Source organism: Amorphoplanes friuliensis DSM 7358, assembly GCF_000494755.1.
Lineage (GTDB): Bacteria > Actinomycetota > Actinomycetes > Mycobacteriales > Micromonosporaceae > Actinoplanes > Actinoplanes friuliensis.
This window is the reverse complement of sequence record NC_022657.1, coordinates 2043695-2061296: the sequence shown is the minus strand read 5'-3', so window position 1 is coordinate 2061296 and position 17602 is coordinate 2043695. Positions and strand designations below refer to the sequence as shown.

Below are 17602 nucleotides of genomic sequence, written 5' to 3'. Positions count from 1 at the left end.
GGGCGTGAGTCCCATCACCGGCGTACGGGTGCAGATTTGCAGGTCAGAGGGCTGCTTCGGCGGGTGCGCGACGGGAGGGGCCGGCCACCGCGTACGCGATCAGCCCGCTGAGGGTGAGCAGTGCGGCCGTCACCGCGGCGGCGCGGTTGTCCGGAGCCTGGGTCTGCCAGGTCAGTACCTGGCCCGCGCCCTCTCCCGGCTGCGGGAACATGATCGCGATCAGCGTCCAGCCCAGCGGGGCGCACCAAGCTTTGGCCGTGCCGATCGTGACCGAGCCCAGGGCGGTCAGGCCCAGCAGACCGGCCGCGTCGCGGAGCACCAGACCGGCCGGGCCGAAACGCGCGCCGGTGAGAAGCGTGGCGTAGAGCAGGACCAGGATCACCGCCAGGCCCCCCAGCAGGTGCGCCGCCCGCCGCGGCGGCCACCGCAGCGCCGCGGTGCGTTCGAGGGCGTCGTCCGGACCGGCGAGGGTCGCCGTGAGCGTCGCGACCAGCACAAGAACCGTCAGGACCACCAGGGGCAGGCCGGCTTCGCGGGTGTTCGAGAACACCGACCACAGCGTCCACATCAGCGCCGTGATCCCACCGACCACGGCCAGAGCCACCGGTACGCGCCGGGAGCGCAGGTAGAGCGTCAGCCACCTCATCCGGCGCTCCGGTCCAGCAGTCCCTTGACGTCCTTGCAGGCCAGGACGGCCTGGCGTACCGCGCTCACCCGGGCCGCGGCGTCCGCCTCGGGCAGGCTGCGCAGCTTCTCCCACAGCTGAACGGCCGCGGGGTTGATGCTCGGGTCCTCGTACTCGTAGGTCGCCACCGGTTCACGGCCCGAGATCCAGGACCCGGCGGCCCGCGTGACCACGAGGTCGGCGGGCTGCTCGCAGCCGATGCCGTTCGCTCCGGCCGCGTCCAGCATCCTGGGGACCACGGTGTCCGGGTCGGCGAGGTGCCCCTTGTCGTCGGCCTCGACGGGGATCAGCACGGTGTCGGTCCGCCGGGGCGGGAACGAGTCCGGGTAGTACGTGGTGTCCTCGTGCGCCTGGGTCGGCGCGCCGGGCAGCTTCGCCAGGATCTGGAGCGCCTCCCGGGCCCGTGGTGTGACCTCGCCCAGCAGGGCGGAGTGGACACGGCTGACACAGACACGCGGTTCGTCCTCGGTGCACACCAGCTCCTGGGCGACCGGGTCGAGCGCGTCGGTGACGTACCTGTTCTGGTGCGGCATGACGGTGATCGCCAGGGCTGCCCCGGCCACCAGCGGCAGCAGCGCCGCCACGCGGACACGCCAGCCGCTGGAGGCGAAGAGCAGCACTCCCGCGACGGCAAGACCGATCAGCCACAGGGTCTGCGAGATGCTCACGCGGGTGGGCACGGTCGCGTACGCACCGGGCATGTTCATCTCGTAGATCGGCGAGAAGACCAGGGCCAGCCAGCCGCGCGGCCGTGTCGCCATCGGAATGAGCAGCAGCAGGGCCAGGCCGGCCACACCCAGCGCCGGAGCCGTGATGATCGACGGCAGCAGGCGGCCGATCGCCAGCCCGAACCAGGCGGCGGCGATCAGCGCCAAGGCCCCGACCGCGGTGACGACAAATACCGTGACCGGGAAGTATTCGGCAGTGGTGATGATCCACAGGCCGCCCGCAATACCCATGACCAGGTAGGCGCAGACCACCGAGATCGCCATCGCACCGAGGGTGGGCATCGTGCGGTGCATCCGTGGACGAGGCGTGGTCGAGAACAGCTCCGTCACGTTGGACCGGTGATCACGCCGGCCCTGGAAGGCGCCGGCGGCCAGCGCGAGCGGCCACAGCACCGCCAGATAGAGGCGCTGGGTCATCGCCAGCTGCACCCAGCCGGTGGAGAAATCGATCCCCTCGGCGAAGAAGAGCAGCAGCACACCGACCACCAGCAACGCCAGGCCGGCTCCGGCCGCCGCCGAACGGCGGAGTTCGATTCCCAGGACGCGGCTCATCGGTTGCCCTCCGCCCGGTGCCGGCGCAGCAGGGCGGAGTAGCCCCGCTCGGCCGGGCTGTCCCCGGCGTCGCTCTGACCACCCTGCGCGATGAGCGTGTCCGGGGTGCCCTGATGGACCAGCTTGCCCTCGTTGATCAGCACGACGTCGGTGCAGGCGGCGACCACGTCCTCGACCAGATGGGTGGAGACCAGGACGCAGCTGTCGACGCCGAGATCACGCAACAGCTCACGGAAGTCCAGCCGCTGCTCGGGGTCGAGCCCGACGGTCGGCTCGTCGAGCAGCAGCACCTCCGGGTCGTTCACGATGGCCTGCGCGATGCCGGCCCGGCGCAGCATGCCGCCCGACAACGTCTTCATCCGGGCGTTCGCCTTCGCCGTCAGGCCGACCCGGTCGATGGCCCGCTGCACCGCGCCCGGCACGGCCGTCTTGGGCATCTCCTTGAGCCAGGCCATGTACTCGACGAACTCCCGCACCGTGAACCGCGGGTAGAACCCGAACGCCTGCGGCAGATAACCCAGGCCGCGGCGGATCCGGCGCAGATCGGCACGGCCGTCCACGGTCTCGCCGAGCATCGTCAGCTGCCCACCGGCCGGTTTCACCACCGTGGCCAGCGCCCGCATCAGAGTGGTCTTGCCGGCGCCGTTCGGGCCGAGCAGTCCGTGCACCCCGGTCCCGAGGGCCAGATCGAGCCCGTCGACAGCCAGGTGACGACCGGCCCGCACTCGCAGACCCTGGGCGTGGACCGCCCACGGGTGGGTGGTCGGGGCCGTTTCGGCAGCACTCACCGTACGCATCAGTAAACCTCCATCGGTACGTGCGGGGATGTCAGTCGCGGCTGGAGAGCCGTCGGTAACCGGCACTGCGGGTCGCTGCGAACGCGGCCAGTGCCACGGTCACCAGCGCCCAGACCGGGACGCTCTCCGAATGCAGCACGACGGGCAGACGTGTCGTGAAAAAGCTGGGCAGCACCACGGCCGCCACCCAGGCCACACCGAGCCCGATCGCGGCCCGCTGAACGCCGACCACCGCGCCGAGCGCGATGGTCGCGGCGGTGAAACTCAGGGACGGGAGCAGCACCAGGGCCAGGGACGCCCCCGAGCGCGCACCCACCAGGGCCAGCGCGGGCACCAGCACGGCCAGCACCGTGGCCGTGCGGCGCAGCAGCATCGTCAGCCCGGCGGCCGGCGCACCGGCGATCAGCTCCCAGGCCGGGTCGGCCCGCCGGCTCCAGGCGACCGCCACCGCCGGCAGCGGGGCGACCGGAGCCAGCAGCAGCACCAGCGAGGGCAGATCCGGACGGGCCAGTTCCAGCAGGTACGCACACCCGAGCACCGCCACGGTCATGAACAACCAGGGCAGCAGCGCCCAGACCAGCCAGCGCCGCTGCAGGGCGTTCCACACGCGGTGTACGCGTACCGGAGCGGGCCCGGCGGTGATGCCCCCGTCGAGCTCGGCGGCGACCCTTTCGAGCAGAAGCCGGGTGTCGTCGGTCGCGGCACCGGCGAGCTGTGCCCGGCAGCCGACGCACGTCTCCAGGTGCACCTCGACCGACCAGACCGTGGCGTCGTCGAGGCGCTCGTCGCCCTCGGCGTACCGGGTGATCACCGCGAGGCTCGGGTGTGTGGTCATGACAGTGCCTCCCGCAGTGCGATCCGGGCCCGCCGTGCGCGGGACTTCACCGTGCCCTCCGGCACCTCGAGCAGCAGCGCGGTCTCGCGGACGGACAGCCCGTCGAGAACCATCGCCCGCAGCACCTGCCGCATCTCCGGCGGCAGCGCGAGCAGGGCCGTCTCCAGGTTCTGCTCGACCCGCCCGGCCATGACCTCTTCCTCGGCCGCCGGCGCGGTCATCGCGGTCAGCGGCACTGCGGGCACCTGCGCCTGCCGCGCCCGGCGCCGGAACGCGTCCACCAGACGGTTCGCGGCGATGGTCCAGAGCCAGCCGACCGCGCTGCCCTGGGTGGCCGCCCCGGCAAAACTGCCGGCCGCGCGCCACACGGACAGGTAGGTCTCCTGCAGAACGTCGGCGACAACATCCTCGTCGGCGCACCGGCGCCGCAGCCGCACCGCGAGCCACGGCGACGTACGCCGGTAGAGCTCGTCGAACGCACGGCGGTCACCGCGTGCGGTGCGGCGCACGAGCTCTTCCTCGTCGGCCGTTTCCTGGCTTCGTCTCACACCAGGCAAGACGACGCGACCCCCCGCCCTGGATCATCAAAGCAAGTGACCCACGTCACACTACCGGTCCGCGAGCATCCCTCGCTCCCGGGCTCGGCGGCCGTCAGCGAGCAGGCAGCAGGTCACCCAGGGCGGCGATCAGTTGCGCCTTCCCCGGTACGCCGGTGGCGCGCTTGCTCACCCGGCCGTCCGCATCCAGCACGAGCAGGGTCGGCGTGCGCCAGATCCCCAGCGCGCGCACGACATCGAGGTGGCTCTCGGCGTCGACCTCGACGTGCTGCACGTCCGGCAGCAGGGCGACCACCTCGCCACTCACACGCCGCAGAGCCCGGCAGGGTGCGCAGAACGCCGACGAGAACTGAAGCAGGGTGGCGGGCGCTGGCCCGACGCCCAGCGTCTTGAGCAGCGCGGGATCCAGCCGCTCTCCCGCCGCGCTGGGATCGGCGCCGTCACCCGTCCCCGCAGGCACGCCGGCAATCACAGTGCTCTCACCCACCACCTCAGGTACAGCCGAAGCAGAAGCCGAGTGGTGCATAGGGCTTGGAGCGGAGGCCGCCGGGCCCGTCACCGACTGCAGGCGGCCGTCGACGCGGCGCCGCCAGATGCCCGCGGCGGTGCCCAGCACCAGGACCGTCGCGACGACGATCAGACCGGTGGTGTCCATCCGCCCACTCTGGCACGCGGCCGGTGCCGCCGCGATGTGACCTACACCGCCGACTGATACGCGCTGGCCTGCAGTCCGAACAGCTGGGCGTAGGTCCCGCCGGCCGCCATCAGCGTCTCGTGATCACCTTCCTCGGTCACCGCGCCGTGGTCGAGGACGTAGATGCGGTCGGCCTCGCGGACGCTGGCCATGCGGTGGGTGATCAGCACAACCGTGCGCCCGGCGGCGAGCTCACGGAGCCGCAGGTAGACGTCGTGTTCCGCGCGGGCGTCGAGGTTCGCGGTCGGTTCGTCGCAGATCAGCAGGGGCGCGTCGCGGTAGAACGCCCGACTGACCGCGAGCCGCTGCCACTGGCCGCCGGAGAGGTCGGCGCCGTCGGTGAAGTGGCGGGACAGCAGCGTGTCGTACTGGCGGGGCAGCTCGGTCACGAAGTCGTGGGCGTCACCGGCCTTGGCCGCTTCGAGCACGTCCGCGATCGCGATGCTGCGTTCGTACCGTCCGATGGTGATGTTGGATCTCGCGGAGAGTGGCCATCGGGTGGGTTCCTGCATCACGACCGCGACCTGGCCGCGGACGGTGTCGGGGTCGTAGGCGGTGAGGTCGCGGCCGTCCCAGCGGATCGTGCCGCCCTGCGGCTGGTAGAGGCCGGCGAGCAGGCTGGCCAGAGTCGATTTGCCGGATCCGTTCTCGCCGACGAGCGCGATGATCTCCCCGCGGCGCAGGGTCATGCTGACGTCGCGGACCGCCGGCTTCTCGGCGTCGGGATAACTGAACGTGACACCGTCGAGCTTGATCTCGTGGAAGAGCGGCGGTGCGGCCTGGCCCGGTGCGGGCTCGGCACGTTCCCGCGACAGGTCGCAGAAGCCTTCGAAGTCGGCGAAGTACAGCCCCTGCTCGAAGACCCGGTTGGCGCTGAAGGCGAGTTCGGTGAGCTTGCCGATGCCCATGCTGATCGCGTACGCCGCAGCACCGCCGACCGCCAGCTCCATCCGCCCGGTCCAGAGCAACCACAGCAACGTCGCGTACGTCAGCCCGGTCGCGACGCCGCTGAGCGCCGTACCGACGAGGGTGGTCTTGACCTGCCGCGCCGAGATCCGGATCTCCTCGTTGGTGGAGACGGCGAGCAGCCGCCGCACCTCGGCCAGCACGTACTGCCGCAGCGTGAACGCCCGCAGCTCGGGTGCCGGCTCCCGCGCGGCGAGCAACTCGGCGAGCATCCTCTGCCGCCGCCAGACCGCGATGAGCCGCAGCATGCGCCGGTGGTTGAGCCGCGCCGACCGGACCGCCGCCCAGCCGATGGGCAGCACGGCCAGCACGAGCAGCGGCAGCAGCACCGGGTGCAGCACGGCCAGAACACTTGCGGCGGCGACCAGGCCGATCAGGTGTGTGCCGAGCTCGATGCCGCGGTCGACGAGCTGCTCGGCCGCGGAGATCCCCCGGTCGCGGGCGCGTTCCATGGCGTCACGCCAGCTCGGATCGTCGAAGGTGGACAGGTCGACGCGGGTGGTCAGCTCCAGCAGCTGCATCTCCGCGGCCTCGTAGACCTTGGGCGACAACCGCCCGTTCGCCGCCGCGGCGGCCGAGCTGAGCAGGCCCTTCACGGCCGCGGCCCCGACGAGCAGGAGCAGCGACGGTACGGCCGCACGCACGCGTTCGGGTGTGGGCCCTTCGCGCAGCAGCCCGTCGAGCACACCGACGACGCTGACGAGCCCGACCGCACTGGCGACTCCGGCGGCGAGCTGCAGCCCGGCGACGGCGATGGTCGTCCGCCGGCTGGCCTGCCACGCGAGTGACCAGGCCGATCGGAGCAGCCGTGGCAACCGCTGCAGCATCTTCAGAAATGTGGTGTTGGCGGCTTCCTCGGTGCTGGTCAGCCAGTACGGCAAGGCGAGCTCACCGTCGTCGGACCACTCCCCCTCACCTGCGGGCATCGGCGCTTCATCGTCCTGCTGTCGGTGGGCGTCCTGCATCGACGGCTCCCGTCCCGTGGGCTCTCAGCCGTTCCTACGCCTCATCCACCCGACGTGTCCATGCGTGCACGAGGAGTGACTGTTCATTCATGCAATCTGGAGCAACTCCGACAATCGGGCCGCTTTGGTCTCCCAGCGCCACTCGCGCTCCACCCAGGACCGTCCGGCGGCGCCCATCTCCTTGGCCCGGGCCGGGTCGGCGAGCAGGTCAGCCAGCCGGCCGGCGATCGCCGGCACGTCGCTGCCACCGACCACAAAACCCGTCTCGCCCTCGACAACCGCGTCCGGCGCCCCGCCGGAGTCGCCGGCGAGCACCGGCAGGCCGGTGGCCGAGGCCTCCAGGTAGACGATGCCGAGACCTTCCACGTCGAGGCCGGCGCCCCGGGTGCGGCACGGCATCGCGAACACGTCACCGGCCGCGTAGTGCTCCGGCAGCTCCTCCCAGCGCACCGAGCCGGTGAAGATCACGTCGGACTCGACACCCTCGGCGCGGGCCAGCGCCTGGAGCTTCTCGCGCGACGGCCCGCCGCTGACGATGAGCAACGCCGCACCGGGCACCCGGCGCCGGATCGTCGGCAGGGCGCGGATCAGCATGTCCTGGCCCTTGCGCGGCACCAGCCGGGAGACGCAGACGATCACCGGACGGTCCCCGAGGGCGTACCGCGCCCGCACCGCCGACCCGTCGACCCCGGGGTGGTACGCGTCGACGTCCACCCCCGGCGTCAGCCGTTCCAGGTCGGTCAGGCCGTGCAGGGCCCGGTCGAGACGCACCCGCTGGAACTCCGTCAGGTAGGTCACGGCGTCGTTGCCCCGCGCCATCTTGCGCAGCAGCTGACGGGCGCCGGGCAGCGCCGCCCAGCCGATCTCGTGCCCGTGGGTCAGTGACACCGCCCGCTCGATGCCGGTGCGCCGGCGCAGCCCGTCGGCGAGGATCCCGAGCGGCGCCGCAGCACCGAACCAGACGCTGTCGCAGTCGTGCGACCGCGCGATCTCCGCGGCCCGGCGCGCCACCGCGGGGGTCGGCAGCAGCACACCCGTCTGCTCCCGGACGACCTCGAACGGCTGCTCGGCGTCGAACTTCCCGGCACCTTTCCAGGTGGACGCGTACGCGACGACCGAGCCCGGCGGCTGCCGCACGGCGAGGTTGTGCACGAACTGCTGGATGCCACCCGGCCGCGGCGGGAAGTCGTTGGTGATCAGCAGCGTCCGGCCCATCAGCGCTCCCCGCGGGCGTACGCGCGCGCGGCGGCCATCCGCTCCACGGTGGACGGGTGCGAGGCGTACATCAGGTACTCCCAGGTCGGCGGGTCGGGATCGGAGAGATTGACGGTGCCGAGGCGGCGCTGCATCGCCTCGAAGGTCGCCGCGTCCCCGGTCAGCTCCAGGGCGTGGGCGTCCGCACGGGCCTCGATGCGCCGGGAGACGAGCGCCTGCACCGGACCGCCGGCCAGACCCGCGAGGGTGACCAGCGCGAGCAGCAGTGCGATCGAGCGCGGCTCCCTCATCGACTCCGTCCCGGCGAGCCGCAGCAGCCAGCCCAGCGAGCCGAGCAGGTAGAGCGCGATCACCGCCGCCGCGGCCCCCAGCGCACCGATGATCGTGCCGACGAGCACGTCACCGCGCTTGGCGTGCCCCAGCTCGTGGGCGGTCACGGACACGACCTCGTCGGGTGTCGCCTCGGTCAGCATCGTGTCGTAGACGACGATCCGCCGCGTCGGCCCGAAGCCGGACACGTACGCGTTCACCGCCCGCGTGCGGCGGGACGCGTCGGCGACCAGAACGTCGCGCACCGGAACGTTGTCACGGGCGGCCAGGCTCATCAGCTCGGTGCGCAGCGGCCCCTGCTCCATCGGGGTGAACTTGTTGAACACCGGCTCGACGATCACGGGCAGCACGAACGACAGCAGCACGACCAGCGCGGCCGCCCCCAGCGCCCCGAACGCCCACCACCAGCGCGGTGCCAGCCGCGTGACGGTGTAGAAGCCGAGCAGCGCCAGCCCGCCGATCACCGCACCGACCGCATAGGACTTGGCCAGGTCGACCGCCCACGCACCCCAGGTCTGGGTCGAGATGCCGTAGCGGACGACGATCGTGTGCCGCCACGCCGCGAGCGGCAGGGTGATCACCTCGACGACCAGCACCACGAGCAGCCCGCCGAGCACCGCCTGCGCGATCCAGTGATCACCGAACGGGCGACCGGCGAACGAGACCAGACGCGCGCCCAGCGGCGTGAGGCCGAGCAGCAACGCCCCGATCAGCCCGACGGCCAGCGACAGGTAGGAGCCCGGCCGCAGCTCGGAGTGGAACGCCTGCGCCCGCTGCACCTGGTCGCGCGGCAGCTGGCCGAGGGCCGCGAGCTGGTCGGCGCGCGGTGCCGGCGGCCGGTGCCACGGGATCACCAGGGCGGCGTAGACGATCAGCACCACGACGAGCACGCCGAGCGTGCACGCCGCCCAGAGGCGGGGCGTCATCCGTACGGTCCGCTCGTCATGAGCGCCCATCCTAGAGAGGTGATCACGCCACGTGGCGGCGGCGCGGGTAGAGGGGGACGTCGACCGGCGGATCCGGGGTCTCCAGCAGCTCGACCTCAAAACCGGCCAGCTCGAACGTCTCGATGGCGCGCAGCTCACCGGGGGTCAGGTCGGCGATGCCGTCGGGGGTGTCATACAACGTGCTGACCAGGCAACCGTTGCACTCATCGCGCCGCTCGGCGCAGCGCCCGCAGTCGATGATCATCGTTCTCCTCCGCATCCTGGCGTGCGGCCCGCGCAGGGGGAAGAAACTGCTGTCGCGGACCGACCACCATCGGTGACAGTCACGCTATGGAGGGGGTACGACAAAAATCAGGCGCGGGACAGCCGCCGGATCAACGAGTCGGCCCCCATCGGGTACGCACCGTGCCGCCGGACGCCGTCCGCGACCTCCCGGTCCGACGAGATCACCACGAGCGGGCGGCCCGCCGGCTCGGCCCGCACGAGCTGGCGGATCAGCTCGTCAGCGGTGTCACCCTTGCGCGAGAAGAGCACCCGGACGCCCCGCGGTGCCGGCGGCAGCCCGTGCACCCGCTCGGCGCCGTCAAAAACGACCGTGACCTCGTCGCCGGTCTGCGCGGCGATCCCGCCCAGACCGGTGATCAGCCGCTTGCGCTGCTGCTCGAGCGACATCTCGGCGAAGCCCCGCTTGGTGACGTTGTAACCGTCGACGATCAGGTGCGCCCGCGGCAGCGCGAGGAGCTGATCGAGCCGGCCCGGGTCGTCGGTGTCCTGCGCCCGCGGGCGCGAACGCTCCAGCCCACCCGGACGGTCCGCCGCGGCGTCCGCCACGAAGTCGGCCGGAAGCTTGTCGGTCGGGCCGAGCGCCAGCTCACGGCGCAGACCCGAGGCGGCCTGCCCGATCGTCTCCAGCAGCAGCCAGAGGCGGGCGTCGTCGGCTGCCCGCGCCTCCTTGGCGGACTGCTTGCCCGAGGTCGCCGCGGCTTCCGCTTCGGAAAGTCGCGTACGCATCCGGCGTACCTCGGCGTCATGATCTGCGGTGACCTTCGCCGCGCGGCCCTTCTCGGTGGCCAGGAGATCGGCGGCGCGTTTCTGGGCCGCCTGCGTCTCGCGCAGGGCGCGGGCGGTCGCCCGGGCCTCCTCGCGCAACTGGCCCAACTCCTCGCGGACCCGGGCCAGCTCGTCGCGGAGCTTGTCGGCCTCGACCTTGGCGACAGCCCGGTCGTGTTCAGCACGGGCGGCGCGCTGCTCGGCCTCGCGGACCTGGTTGGCGATCGCGGCACTGTCGGCCTCGGCCCGGACCGACTCACCGGCCGCGCCGACCAGCTCACGCCAGCCGTCCGGCCGGGCCAGATAGGCCAGCGCGGCGACCTCCACCGGATCGGCGGCGGCCGGCGCCATCCCGCTCGCGACCGCGGCCCCCAGGTCACCGGCGTCGGTCACGATGCGACCGGCGATGCGCTGCCGGAAGAGCGGGTCCGCGGCGAGCTGCGCGGCGATCACCTGCCCACCGAGCCGGGCCCGGCGATTGGGCGCAAAACGGGCAACCCGCCGCAGCGGCACAGGCGTCTCGTCCGCCGGCAGACCCGGCAGGGCCGCCGCAGCCAGCGTCGTGATCCGCTGCCGCACAGCCTCGGGCAGCGTCGGTTCCGGTGCGTGATCCTCTTCCGCTTCACCCTCCGGTACGCCCACAGCACCGCTGTCCCCACCGTCGGCACCCTCGGACCCGCCGTCACCGGTCTCGGACCACGTGCCGGTGGGGTGGGCAGGGTCGGCCGCGGATTCCGCCTCCTCGAAGGGGCGGTCGTCGGAGGGCGACGGCGCGGACATTTTTCTATTCTCCCACCGTGGGCAGCGGAAAAGCTTGCGGTAGCAAGTGATGTTTTCCCGCCGCCGCGCGGATCTTGTCATACCCCCTCTCTAAATTGCCCGTCGTGGCACAACCGGCATACGTGCAGGGCACTCTGGACACCCTCCTGAGTGCGGACGGCTCCGTCGATCCGGCGGCGTTGTCCCTGCAAGACACGACATTCGTGGTTCTCGACCTGGAGACGACCGGCGGTGCTCCCGACGGTGGTGGCATCACCGAGATCGGCGCGGTCAAGGTGCGTGCCGGCGAGGAGCTGGGCGTCCTCGGCACCCTGGTCAACCCGGGTGAGCGCATCCCGCCGTTCATCACCGTGCTGACCGGCATCACCGAGGCCATGCTCGCCCCGGCGCCACCGATCGAGGCCGTGCTGCCGAGCCTGCTCGAGTTCCTGCGCGGGGCGGTGCTGGTCGCCCACAACGCGCCCTACGACGTGGGCTTCCTCAAGGCGGCCTGCGCCCGGCACGGTCACCCCTGGCCGCAGGTGCGCGTCCTCGACACCGCCGCCCTCGCCCGGCGCGCCCTCACCCGCGACGAGGTGCCCAACCGCAAGCTCGGCACGCTCGCGCAGTTCTTCCACGCGGCGGTCCAGCCCACCCACCGGGCCCTCGACGACGCCCGGGCCACGGTCGACGTCCTCCACGGGCTGATCGAGCGGCTCGGCAGCTTCAAGGTCCACACGCTGGGCGACGCGATCGAGTTCGCCAAGGCGGTCACCCCCACCCAGCGCCGCAAGCGCCACCTCGCCGACGGTCTGCCGCACGCCCCGGGCGTCTACGTCTTCCGCGCGGCCGACGAGCGCCCGCTCTACGTCGGCACGTCGGTCGACATCGCCACGCGGGTCCGCAGCTACTTCACCGCCAGTGAGAAGCGCGCCCGCATGTCCGAGATGATCGGCGCCGCGGCCCGGGTCGAGGCGGTCGAGTGCGCGCACTCCCTGGAGGCCGAGGTCCGCGAGCTGCGGCTGATCGCGGCCCACGCCCCGCCCTACAACCGCCGGTCGAAATATCCCGAACGGGTGGTCTGGCTCAAGCTGACCGCCGAGGCCTTCCCCCGGCTGTCGGTCGTGCGCCAGCTGGCCGACGACGGCGCGGCCTACCTCGGGCCGTTCTCCTCCCGCCGCACCGCCGAGCTGGCCGCCGCCGGTGTCTACGACGCCGTGCCGCTGCGCCAGTGCACCCACAAGCTCTCCACCCGGACGATCACGCCGGCCTGCGCCCTGGCCGAGCTCGGGAGATGCCCGGCGCCCTGCGAGCACAAGATCACCCCCGAGGAGTACGGCGCACGGGCGGCCATCCCGTTCCGCACCGCGACCTACGGCGACCCGGAGCCGCTGGTGGAGGCGCTGATGGCCCGCATCGACGTGCTGTCCGAGCGCCGGCGCTACGAGGAGGCGGCCGTCATCCGGTCCCGGCTCGTGGCCCTGCTCCGCGCCACCGTCCGCATGCAACGGCTCGGTGCGCTGACCAGCATCGCCGAGCTGGTCGCCGCACGCCGCAACGACTCCTACGGGTGGGAGATCATCGTCGTCCGGCACGGCCGCCTCGCCGCCGCGGCGACCTCACCACCCAAGTTGCACCCGCGCCCGACCCTCGACATGGCGCGCGCAACGGCCGAGACGGTCCTACCCGGACCGGGACCGGTTCCGTCCGCGTCGGCGGAGGAGACCGAGCGGATCCTGGCGTGGCTCGAACGCCCCGACACCCGCCTGGTGGAAACTTCCGGCGACTGGGTGTCACCGGCGCGTGGCGCAGCGCGCTTCACTAGGCTGCTCAACAGGGCAGAAGCCGGAGGGTCGAGAAGAGACTCGTCCGTTCGCTCATCGGTAACTGCCCGAACGGATGACGGTCGCTCGCTTAGGCTGTAAGGAACGCGGCGCACGAAGCCGTGAAAATCGGTGGGATCCGCGCGTACCGTTCCGGGACCGTGCGGTCGATCGGTGAGGGGGTGTCCGAGTGGACGTCGACGCCGGCCACGGCGCCGCCCTTGGACGCGCCCTGTCTTCAGCAGCCGCGGAGATGCCCCTGTCCCGTCGGCTCATGTCGTTCCTGAGCTTCCAGGGCAACGACGACGACCCCGTCACCACCCTCACCCGCACCCACCGCGCGATCCACCCGTCAGCTGACGCGGGGGTCCTGCGCCGGAGCTACGCGGTCGCGGAAAACATGCACCGGGGGCAGTTCCGGAAGAGCGGTGATCCGTACATCACGCATCCGCTCGCCGTCGCGCAGATCTGCGCCGAGCTGGGCATGGACACGACGACGCTGGTCGCGGCGCTGCTGCACGACACGGTCGAGGACACCAGCTACACGCTGGAGACGCTCAACGGCGACTTCGGCCCCGAGGTGACCCACCTGGTCGACGGCGTGACGAAGTTCGACAAGGCGTTCTACGGCAAGGTGGCCGAGGCCGAGACGATCCGCAAGATGATCATCGCCGCCGGCAAGGACGTCCGCGTCCTGGTGATCAAGCTCGCCGACCGCCTGCACAACATGCGGACGCTCGACGCCCGCTCCCCCGCCTCCCGGGCCCGCATCGCGACCGCGACCCTGGACGTCCTGGTCCCGCTCTGCGACCGCCTCGGCATCCAGGCCCTCAAGCGTGACCTCGACGACGTCGTGCTCTATCACCTCGAGCCCGACTCGTTCTCCCGCATCGACGAGCACGTCAAGAACCGCCCCGGCTGGTCCGAATACGTCGAGGACGTCCGCGTCAAGGCGGCCGCGGCCCTGCGCCGCTCGCGGGTGGACGCGAAGGTGGCGCCCCGCCCCCGCCACTACTACTCGATCTGGAAAGACACGGTCGCCGGCGGTCACGCGGTCCCCCTCGACCTGCCCCGCATCGTGGTGATCGTCGACGGCCCCGAGACCGACTGTTACGCCGCCCTCGGCGCGATCCACGGTCAGTGGCGCCCGGTCGCCGGCCGCTTCAAGGACTTCATCGCCTCCCCGAAGAACAACCTCTACCGCTCGCTGCACACCACGGTCACCGGACCCGAGGGCCGCCTGGTCGAGGTGCTCATCCGCACGGTCTCGATGCACCGCTGCGCCGAGTACGGCGTCGCCACCGGCTACCGCTACCCGAAGTCACCGGAGGCCTCCGACGCCACCGGCGCCGACCAGCTGACCTGGCTCAAGCGGGTGCTCGACTGGGAGCAGGACACCACCGACGCGGGCCAGTTCCTGGCGTCGCTGCGGTGCGACCTCGCCGAGGGCCAGATCCAGGTCTTCGCCCACGGCAACACGTTCGACCTCCCCGCCGGTTCCACTCCGGTCGACCTCGCGTACGAGGTCAGTGCCGACAAGGGTGACCAGACGCTGGCGGCGACCATCAACGGCCGGCTGGCGCCGCTCAGCTCGCCCCTCCGCGACGGCGACGTCGTCGAGATCTTCACCGAGACCGACGGCCACGTCGAGGTCGAGCCCGGCGCCGCCCCGCGCGGCCCCCGCAAGGAGTGGCTCGGCTTCGTCAAGTCGACCCAGGCCCAGATGCAGATCAACCGCTACTTCGCGGAGGAGAACGCCCCCGGCATCAGCATCGCCGACAAGGTCCGCCTGGGCCGCGCCACGATCGGCCTGACGCTCCGCAAGCACGACCGCGGCCTGGCCAGCGAGGTCCCGCTGCGCCGCCTCGCCGAGGAGCTCGGTTACCCCGACCTCGAGACCATGCTGGTGGCGGTGACCGAACGCAACCTCGAGCCCGACCAGGTGGTCGAGCAGCTCATCGCCCTCGTGGACCACCCGGACTGAGAGCGTCGCACCAGGCCGCTAGCCTTGCGGTGTGAAAATCCCTCGGCGGTTGCGTGGCGTCGCGTACCAGACGTTCTACCGGCTGCCGCACCCCGTGCGCCGCCGTGTCGTCCGCCTGATCGTCCCCAAATATCTGGTCGGCGCGGTCGCCATCATCAAGGACTCGGAGGCCGCCGACCCGGGCCGTCTCCTCCTGCTCCGCCAGCCCCCCGGCCGCAGCTGGGGCCTGCCCGCAGGCCTCCTCAAAAAAGCCGAAGCACCCGAGGTCGGCGCGGCCCGCGAGCTCGCCGAGGAGTCCGGCGTCGTCCTCGACCCGACCGACCTCACCCCGGCCACCCCCAACGCCGTCGTCCACGCCAAGGGCTGGGTCGACATGATCTACCTGGGCCAGGTCCCCGCCTCGACCACCCCCCTGGTCGTCGACGGCGGCGAGGTCCTCGAGGCCGGCTGGTTCTCCCTCGCCGACCTCCCCCGCCTCACCCCCAACACCGCCAAGGTCCTCGGCCTCTACGGCATGGGCCCCAACGCGTCATGACCCCCGCTGTCTGCGCGGTCGTGCTCGCCGCCGGTGAGGGCCAACGACTGCGCCCCCTCACCGAACTGCTGCCCAAGGCCCTCTGCCCGGTCGGCAACGTCGCGCTGCTCGACCGGGCGCTGGCCCGCATCGCCGGCCTGGGCCTGACCGGCCCCACCGACGTGGCCGTCAACGCGGCCTACCTGGCCGACCAGGTAGTGGCCCACGTCGGCGACCGCGCCCACCTGTCGGTCGAGCCCGACGGCCCCCTGGGCACCTCCGGCGGCATCGGCCGCCTCCTCCCCTGGATCAACGGCCGCGGCGTCCTGGTCGGCAACGCGGACGCCTACCTGGCCGACCCCCACCGAGACCCCGGCAAGGACATCGAAGCCCTCCTCGAATCCTGGACGGGCGAAACAGTCCGCATGCTCACCCGCCCCATCCCCGAAGGCGGCCAGGGCGGCTTCAGCGGCCACCGCTTCGCCGGCTTCTCCCTCCTCCCCTGGCGCTACACCCAAAACCTCTCGGACAAACCCTCCGACCTGGTACGCACCGCCTGGCGCCCAGCCGAAGCAGCCGGCGAGCTCGAGTTGGTCACCTACGAAGGCCTCTACATCGACACCGGCACCCCCGCGGACTACCTGAAGGCCAACCTCCACGCCGCCGCAGGCCTGACCGACCCATCAGCAACCCTCGACGGCACCGCCTCAGAGTCCGTAATCGGCGCCGGCGCGCAGGTCCACGGCCAGATCAACCGGTGCGTCATCTGGCCGGGCGCCACGGTCGCCGCCAACGAAACCCTCCATAGCACCATCCGAGCCGGCACGACCCTGACCGTCCCCGCCTGACCCGCTCTCACCGCGCTGGGTTCCGCTCCGGCCGCGCACCGTCCATGCACTACAGCCCCACGCTGAGGCCGGACGTCTCCCACCGGCGCGACCGCATGACCGGCGGCCCGGACCCCGACCGCACAGCGAACCCGCTGGGCCTGGGGGCAGGAACGCCGCGCCGGCGCGGTATGACCGCCACCCACGGGCGAACCACGAGCACCAACGGCAACGCCGGTGCTTCTCGCACCGCCAACAAGGGCGGCGTTACGGAAGCAGCCGCCGCGCCCCACGACCGGCGGGACTCCGGCCGCGGGCGGCGATCCGTGAAGGTCCGGGCGCGACAATCTCTCCTGATGTCTGGCTGACGAGGTGCCGCCCGGCAATTGCCGGATGGCACCTTTGTCTATGAACCATCCGGCCCACCGTCCGCGATAGTCCTTGTGTGCGGCGGAAGACACCACGAGCAGAGCTGGTCACCGAGCTCAGCAGCGACCATGAGTTGCTGCGCGCCGTGGCCGGCGAGCAGCTCGAGGCGCTCCAACTACCGCATCATCAATGAACATCTTTGCGAGCACGTCGCGCTCTTACCGGTGAGGTCTGAGCGTCGGCTCGTCGGCATAGGTGACGCCCCGGTTCAGGGCCGAATACGACATCGGTGGTTCGACTTGAGGCAGGGGTGCCTCGCACAGCGTCGGGGTCGATCGGCCGAGTCGCTGCCGACCGGCCACTGGCCTGCTGGCTGCCGGCTACCGGCTGGCGGCTGGCGGCTACCGGCTGGCGGCTGGCGGCTGGCGGCTGCGGGCCTGCTTACACCGGCTACTGGCCTGCTTGCGCGGGGCCGGGGTTCGGGGCCAGGGGTGCGGGCACCAGCACTGGTTCGGGCCGGGGTGATCTCGCGGCGAGGCGGGCCGATTCGCGGACGTTGGCGCGGGTGATGAGGGCGGTGCCGATAACCGTGGGGGCTGTCCAGGCGATCAGGTTGCCGTCGGTGATCTGGACGAGGAAGGCGGTGACGAAGGAGATCACGCTGCTCGACATGAGGTTCAGGTGCCAGAGGCGCCAGGCGTGCCGGTTGCCGCGGATCACCGGTCGTTTGCGGGCCAGCCAGACGCCCGCCCCGACCCAGATCGTGGTGAGGGCGCCGAGGACCGCCAAGCCGGTGAGTTCGAGGGGGTCGTAGGCGACCAGGACGAACGCTGTCAGGCAAAGGACGGCTGCGCAGAGCGCGTAGGCACGGCCGAGGATCGGGTGGCGTCCGCGGCGTTTCGGGGCGGTGATCACCGGGATGGCCAGGAGGAGGCCCAGGCCGCCCGCGGTGGCGTGGAGGGCGATCAGGGTCGGATGGAACCATTCCATGGGATGCCCCCGTGA

16 protein-coding genes are annotated in these 17602 nt (G+C 71.8%); 4 read left to right on the top strand and 12 right to left on the bottom strand.

Annotated elements, in window-relative coordinates; translation table 11 throughout:
* Positions 1-43 precede the first annotated feature (43 nt).
* The 11 genes from AFR_RS09640 to AFR_RS09590 form a co-directional block, all read right to left on the bottom strand.
* A complete protein-coding gene (locus AFR_RS09640; protein ID WP_023359833.1) occupies positions 44-646 on the bottom strand; it encodes a hypothetical protein in 603 nt (200 codons plus the stop codon).
* On the bottom strand, positions 643-1965 hold the full coding sequence (locus tag AFR_RS09635; protein WP_023359831.1) for a hypothetical protein: 1323 nt from the start codon (positions 1963-1965) through the stop codon (positions 643-645). The genes AFR_RS09640 and AFR_RS09635 overlap by 4 nt, the downstream gene beginning before the upstream one ends.
* The gene (locus AFR_RS09630) at positions 1962-2762 is read right to left on the bottom strand and encodes an ABC transporter ATP-binding protein (RefSeq protein ID WP_023359829.1); all 801 of its coding nucleotides are present in this window, start codon (positions 2760-2762) and stop codon (positions 1962-1964) included. Before AFR_RS09630 ends, AFR_RS09635 begins: the two co-directional genes overlap by 4 nt.
* Positions 2763-2793: 31 nt before the next feature.
* Positions 2794-3597 carry a cupin domain-containing protein gene (locus tag AFR_RS09625; protein ID WP_023359827.1) on the bottom strand — a complete coding sequence of 268 codons (804 nt, stop codon included), beginning with the start codon at positions 3595-3597 and terminating at the stop codon, positions 2794-2796.
* The gene (locus AFR_RS09620) at positions 3594-4106 is read right to left on the bottom strand and encodes an RNA polymerase sigma factor (protein ID WP_023359825.1); all 513 of its coding nucleotides are present in this window, start codon (positions 4104-4106) and stop codon (positions 3594-3596) included. Before AFR_RS09620 ends, AFR_RS09625 begins: the two co-directional genes overlap by 4 nt.
* A gap of 142 nt (positions 4107-4248) precedes the next feature.
* A complete protein-coding gene (locus AFR_RS09615) occupies positions 4249-4809 on the bottom strand; it encodes a thioredoxin family protein (RefSeq protein ID WP_023359823.1) in 561 nt (186 codons plus the stop codon).
* A gap of 41 nt (positions 4810-4850) precedes the next feature.
* Positions 4851-6740: an ABC transporter ATP-binding protein gene (locus tag AFR_RS09610; RefSeq protein ID WP_023359821.1), complete on the bottom strand. Its 1890-nt coding sequence runs from the start codon at positions 6738-6740 to the stop codon at positions 4851-4853.
* A 126-nt stretch (positions 6741-6866) separates the two neighbouring features.
* Positions 6867-7994: a glycosyltransferase family 4 protein gene (locus AFR_RS09605; protein ID WP_023359819.1), complete on the bottom strand. Its 1128-nt coding sequence runs from the start codon at positions 7992-7994 to the stop codon at positions 6867-6869.
* Positions 7994-9250 carry a M48 family metallopeptidase gene (locus tag AFR_RS09600; RefSeq protein WP_023359817.1) on the bottom strand — a complete coding sequence of 419 codons (1257 nt, stop codon included), beginning with the start codon at positions 9248-9250 and terminating at the stop codon, positions 7994-7996. Before AFR_RS09600 ends, AFR_RS09605 begins: the two co-directional genes overlap by 1 nt.
* 43 nt (positions 9251-9293) lie before the next feature.
* A complete protein-coding gene (locus tag AFR_RS09595; protein ID WP_023359815.1) occupies positions 9294-9515 on the bottom strand; it encodes a hypothetical protein in 222 nt (73 codons plus the stop codon).
* 107 nt (positions 9516-9622) lie between these two features.
* The gene (locus tag AFR_RS09590; RefSeq protein WP_023359813.1) at positions 9623-11101 is read right to left on the bottom strand and encodes an NYN domain-containing protein; all 1479 of its coding nucleotides are present in this window, start codon (positions 11099-11101) and stop codon (positions 9623-9625) included.
* Positions 11102-11205: 104 nt separating this feature from the next.
* Here AFR_RS09590 and AFR_RS09585 point away from each other — a divergent pair, with 104 nt between their 5' ends.
* The 4 genes from AFR_RS09585 to AFR_RS09570 all read left to right on the top strand — a co-directional run bounded on the left by AFR_RS09585 (position 11206) and on the right by AFR_RS09570 (position 16249).
* On the top strand, positions 11206-13005 hold the full coding sequence (locus AFR_RS09585) for a DEDD exonuclease domain-containing protein (RefSeq protein WP_041840732.1): 1800 nt from the start codon (positions 11206-11208) through the stop codon (positions 13003-13005).
* A gap of 88 nt (positions 13006-13093) precedes the next feature.
* Positions 13094-14887, top strand: a complete 1794-nt coding sequence (locus AFR_RS09580; RefSeq protein ID WP_041840731.1) for a RelA/SpoT family protein — start codon at positions 13094-13096, stop codon at positions 14885-14887.
* Positions 14888-14918: 31 nt separating this feature from the next.
* A complete protein-coding gene (locus AFR_RS09575) occupies positions 14919-15422 on the top strand; it encodes an NUDIX hydrolase (RefSeq protein ID WP_041840730.1) in 504 nt (167 codons plus the stop codon).
* Positions 15419-16249, top strand: coding sequence for an NTP transferase domain-containing protein (locus tag AFR_RS09570; protein WP_023359805.1), 831 nt, complete (start codon positions 15419-15421; stop codon positions 16247-16249). Before AFR_RS09575 ends, AFR_RS09570 begins: the two co-directional genes overlap by 4 nt.
* 798 nt (positions 16250-17047) lie before the next feature.
* Here the strand turns inward: AFR_RS09570 and AFR_RS09565 are convergent.
* Entirely contained in the window at positions 17048-17587 is a 540-nt protein-coding gene (locus AFR_RS09565; protein WP_023359803.1) for a DUF2306 domain-containing protein, read from the bottom strand.
* Positions 17588-17602 lie beyond the last annotated feature (15 nt).

Bases quoted from the DNA above. Each gene is read 5' to 3' on its own strand.
- AFR_RS09600 (WP_023359817.1), bottom strand. From the start codon at position 9,250: ATGACGCCCCGCCTCTGGGCGGCGTGCACGCTCGGCGTGCTCGTCGTG.
- AFR_RS09640 (WP_023359833.1), bottom strand. From the start codon at position 646: ATGAGGTGGCTGACGCTCTACCTGCGCTCCCGGCGCGTACCGGTGGCT.
- AFR_RS09565 (WP_023359803.1), bottom strand. From the start codon at position 17,587: ATGGAATGGTTCCATCCGACCCTGATCGCCCTCCACGCCACCGCGGGC.
- AFR_RS09635 (WP_023359831.1), bottom strand. From the start codon at position 1,965: ATGAGCCGCGTCCTGGGAATCGAACTCCGCCGTTCGGCGGCGGCCGGA.
- AFR_RS09590 (WP_023359813.1), bottom strand. From the start codon at position 11,101: ATGTCCGCGCCGTCGCCCTCCGACGACCGCCCCTTCGAGGAGGCGGAA.
- AFR_RS09605 (WP_023359819.1), bottom strand. From the start codon at position 7,994: ATGGGCCGGACGCTGCTGATCACCAACGACTTCCCGCCGCGGCCGGGT.
- AFR_RS09615 (WP_023359823.1), bottom strand. From the start codon at position 4,809: ATGGACACCACCGGTCTGATCGTCGTCGCGACGGTCCTGGTGCTGGGC.
- AFR_RS09625 (WP_023359827.1), bottom strand. From the start codon at position 3,597: ATGACCACACACCCGAGCCTCGCGGTGATCACCCGGTACGCCGAGGGC.
- AFR_RS09610 (WP_023359821.1), bottom strand. From the start codon at position 6,740: ATGCCCGCAGGTGAGGGGGAGTGGTCCGACGACGGTGAGCTCGCCTTG.
- AFR_RS09630 (WP_023359829.1), bottom strand. From the start codon at position 2,762: ATGCGTACGGTGAGTGCTGCCGAAACGGCCCCGACCACCCACCCGTGG.
- AFR_RS09595 (WP_023359815.1), bottom strand. From the start codon at position 9,515: ATGATCATCGACTGCGGGCGCTGCGCCGAGCGGCGCGATGAGTGCAAC.
- AFR_RS09570 (WP_023359805.1), top strand. From the start codon at position 15,419: ATGACCCCCGCTGTCTGCGCGGTCGTGCTCGCCGCCGGTGAGGGCCAA.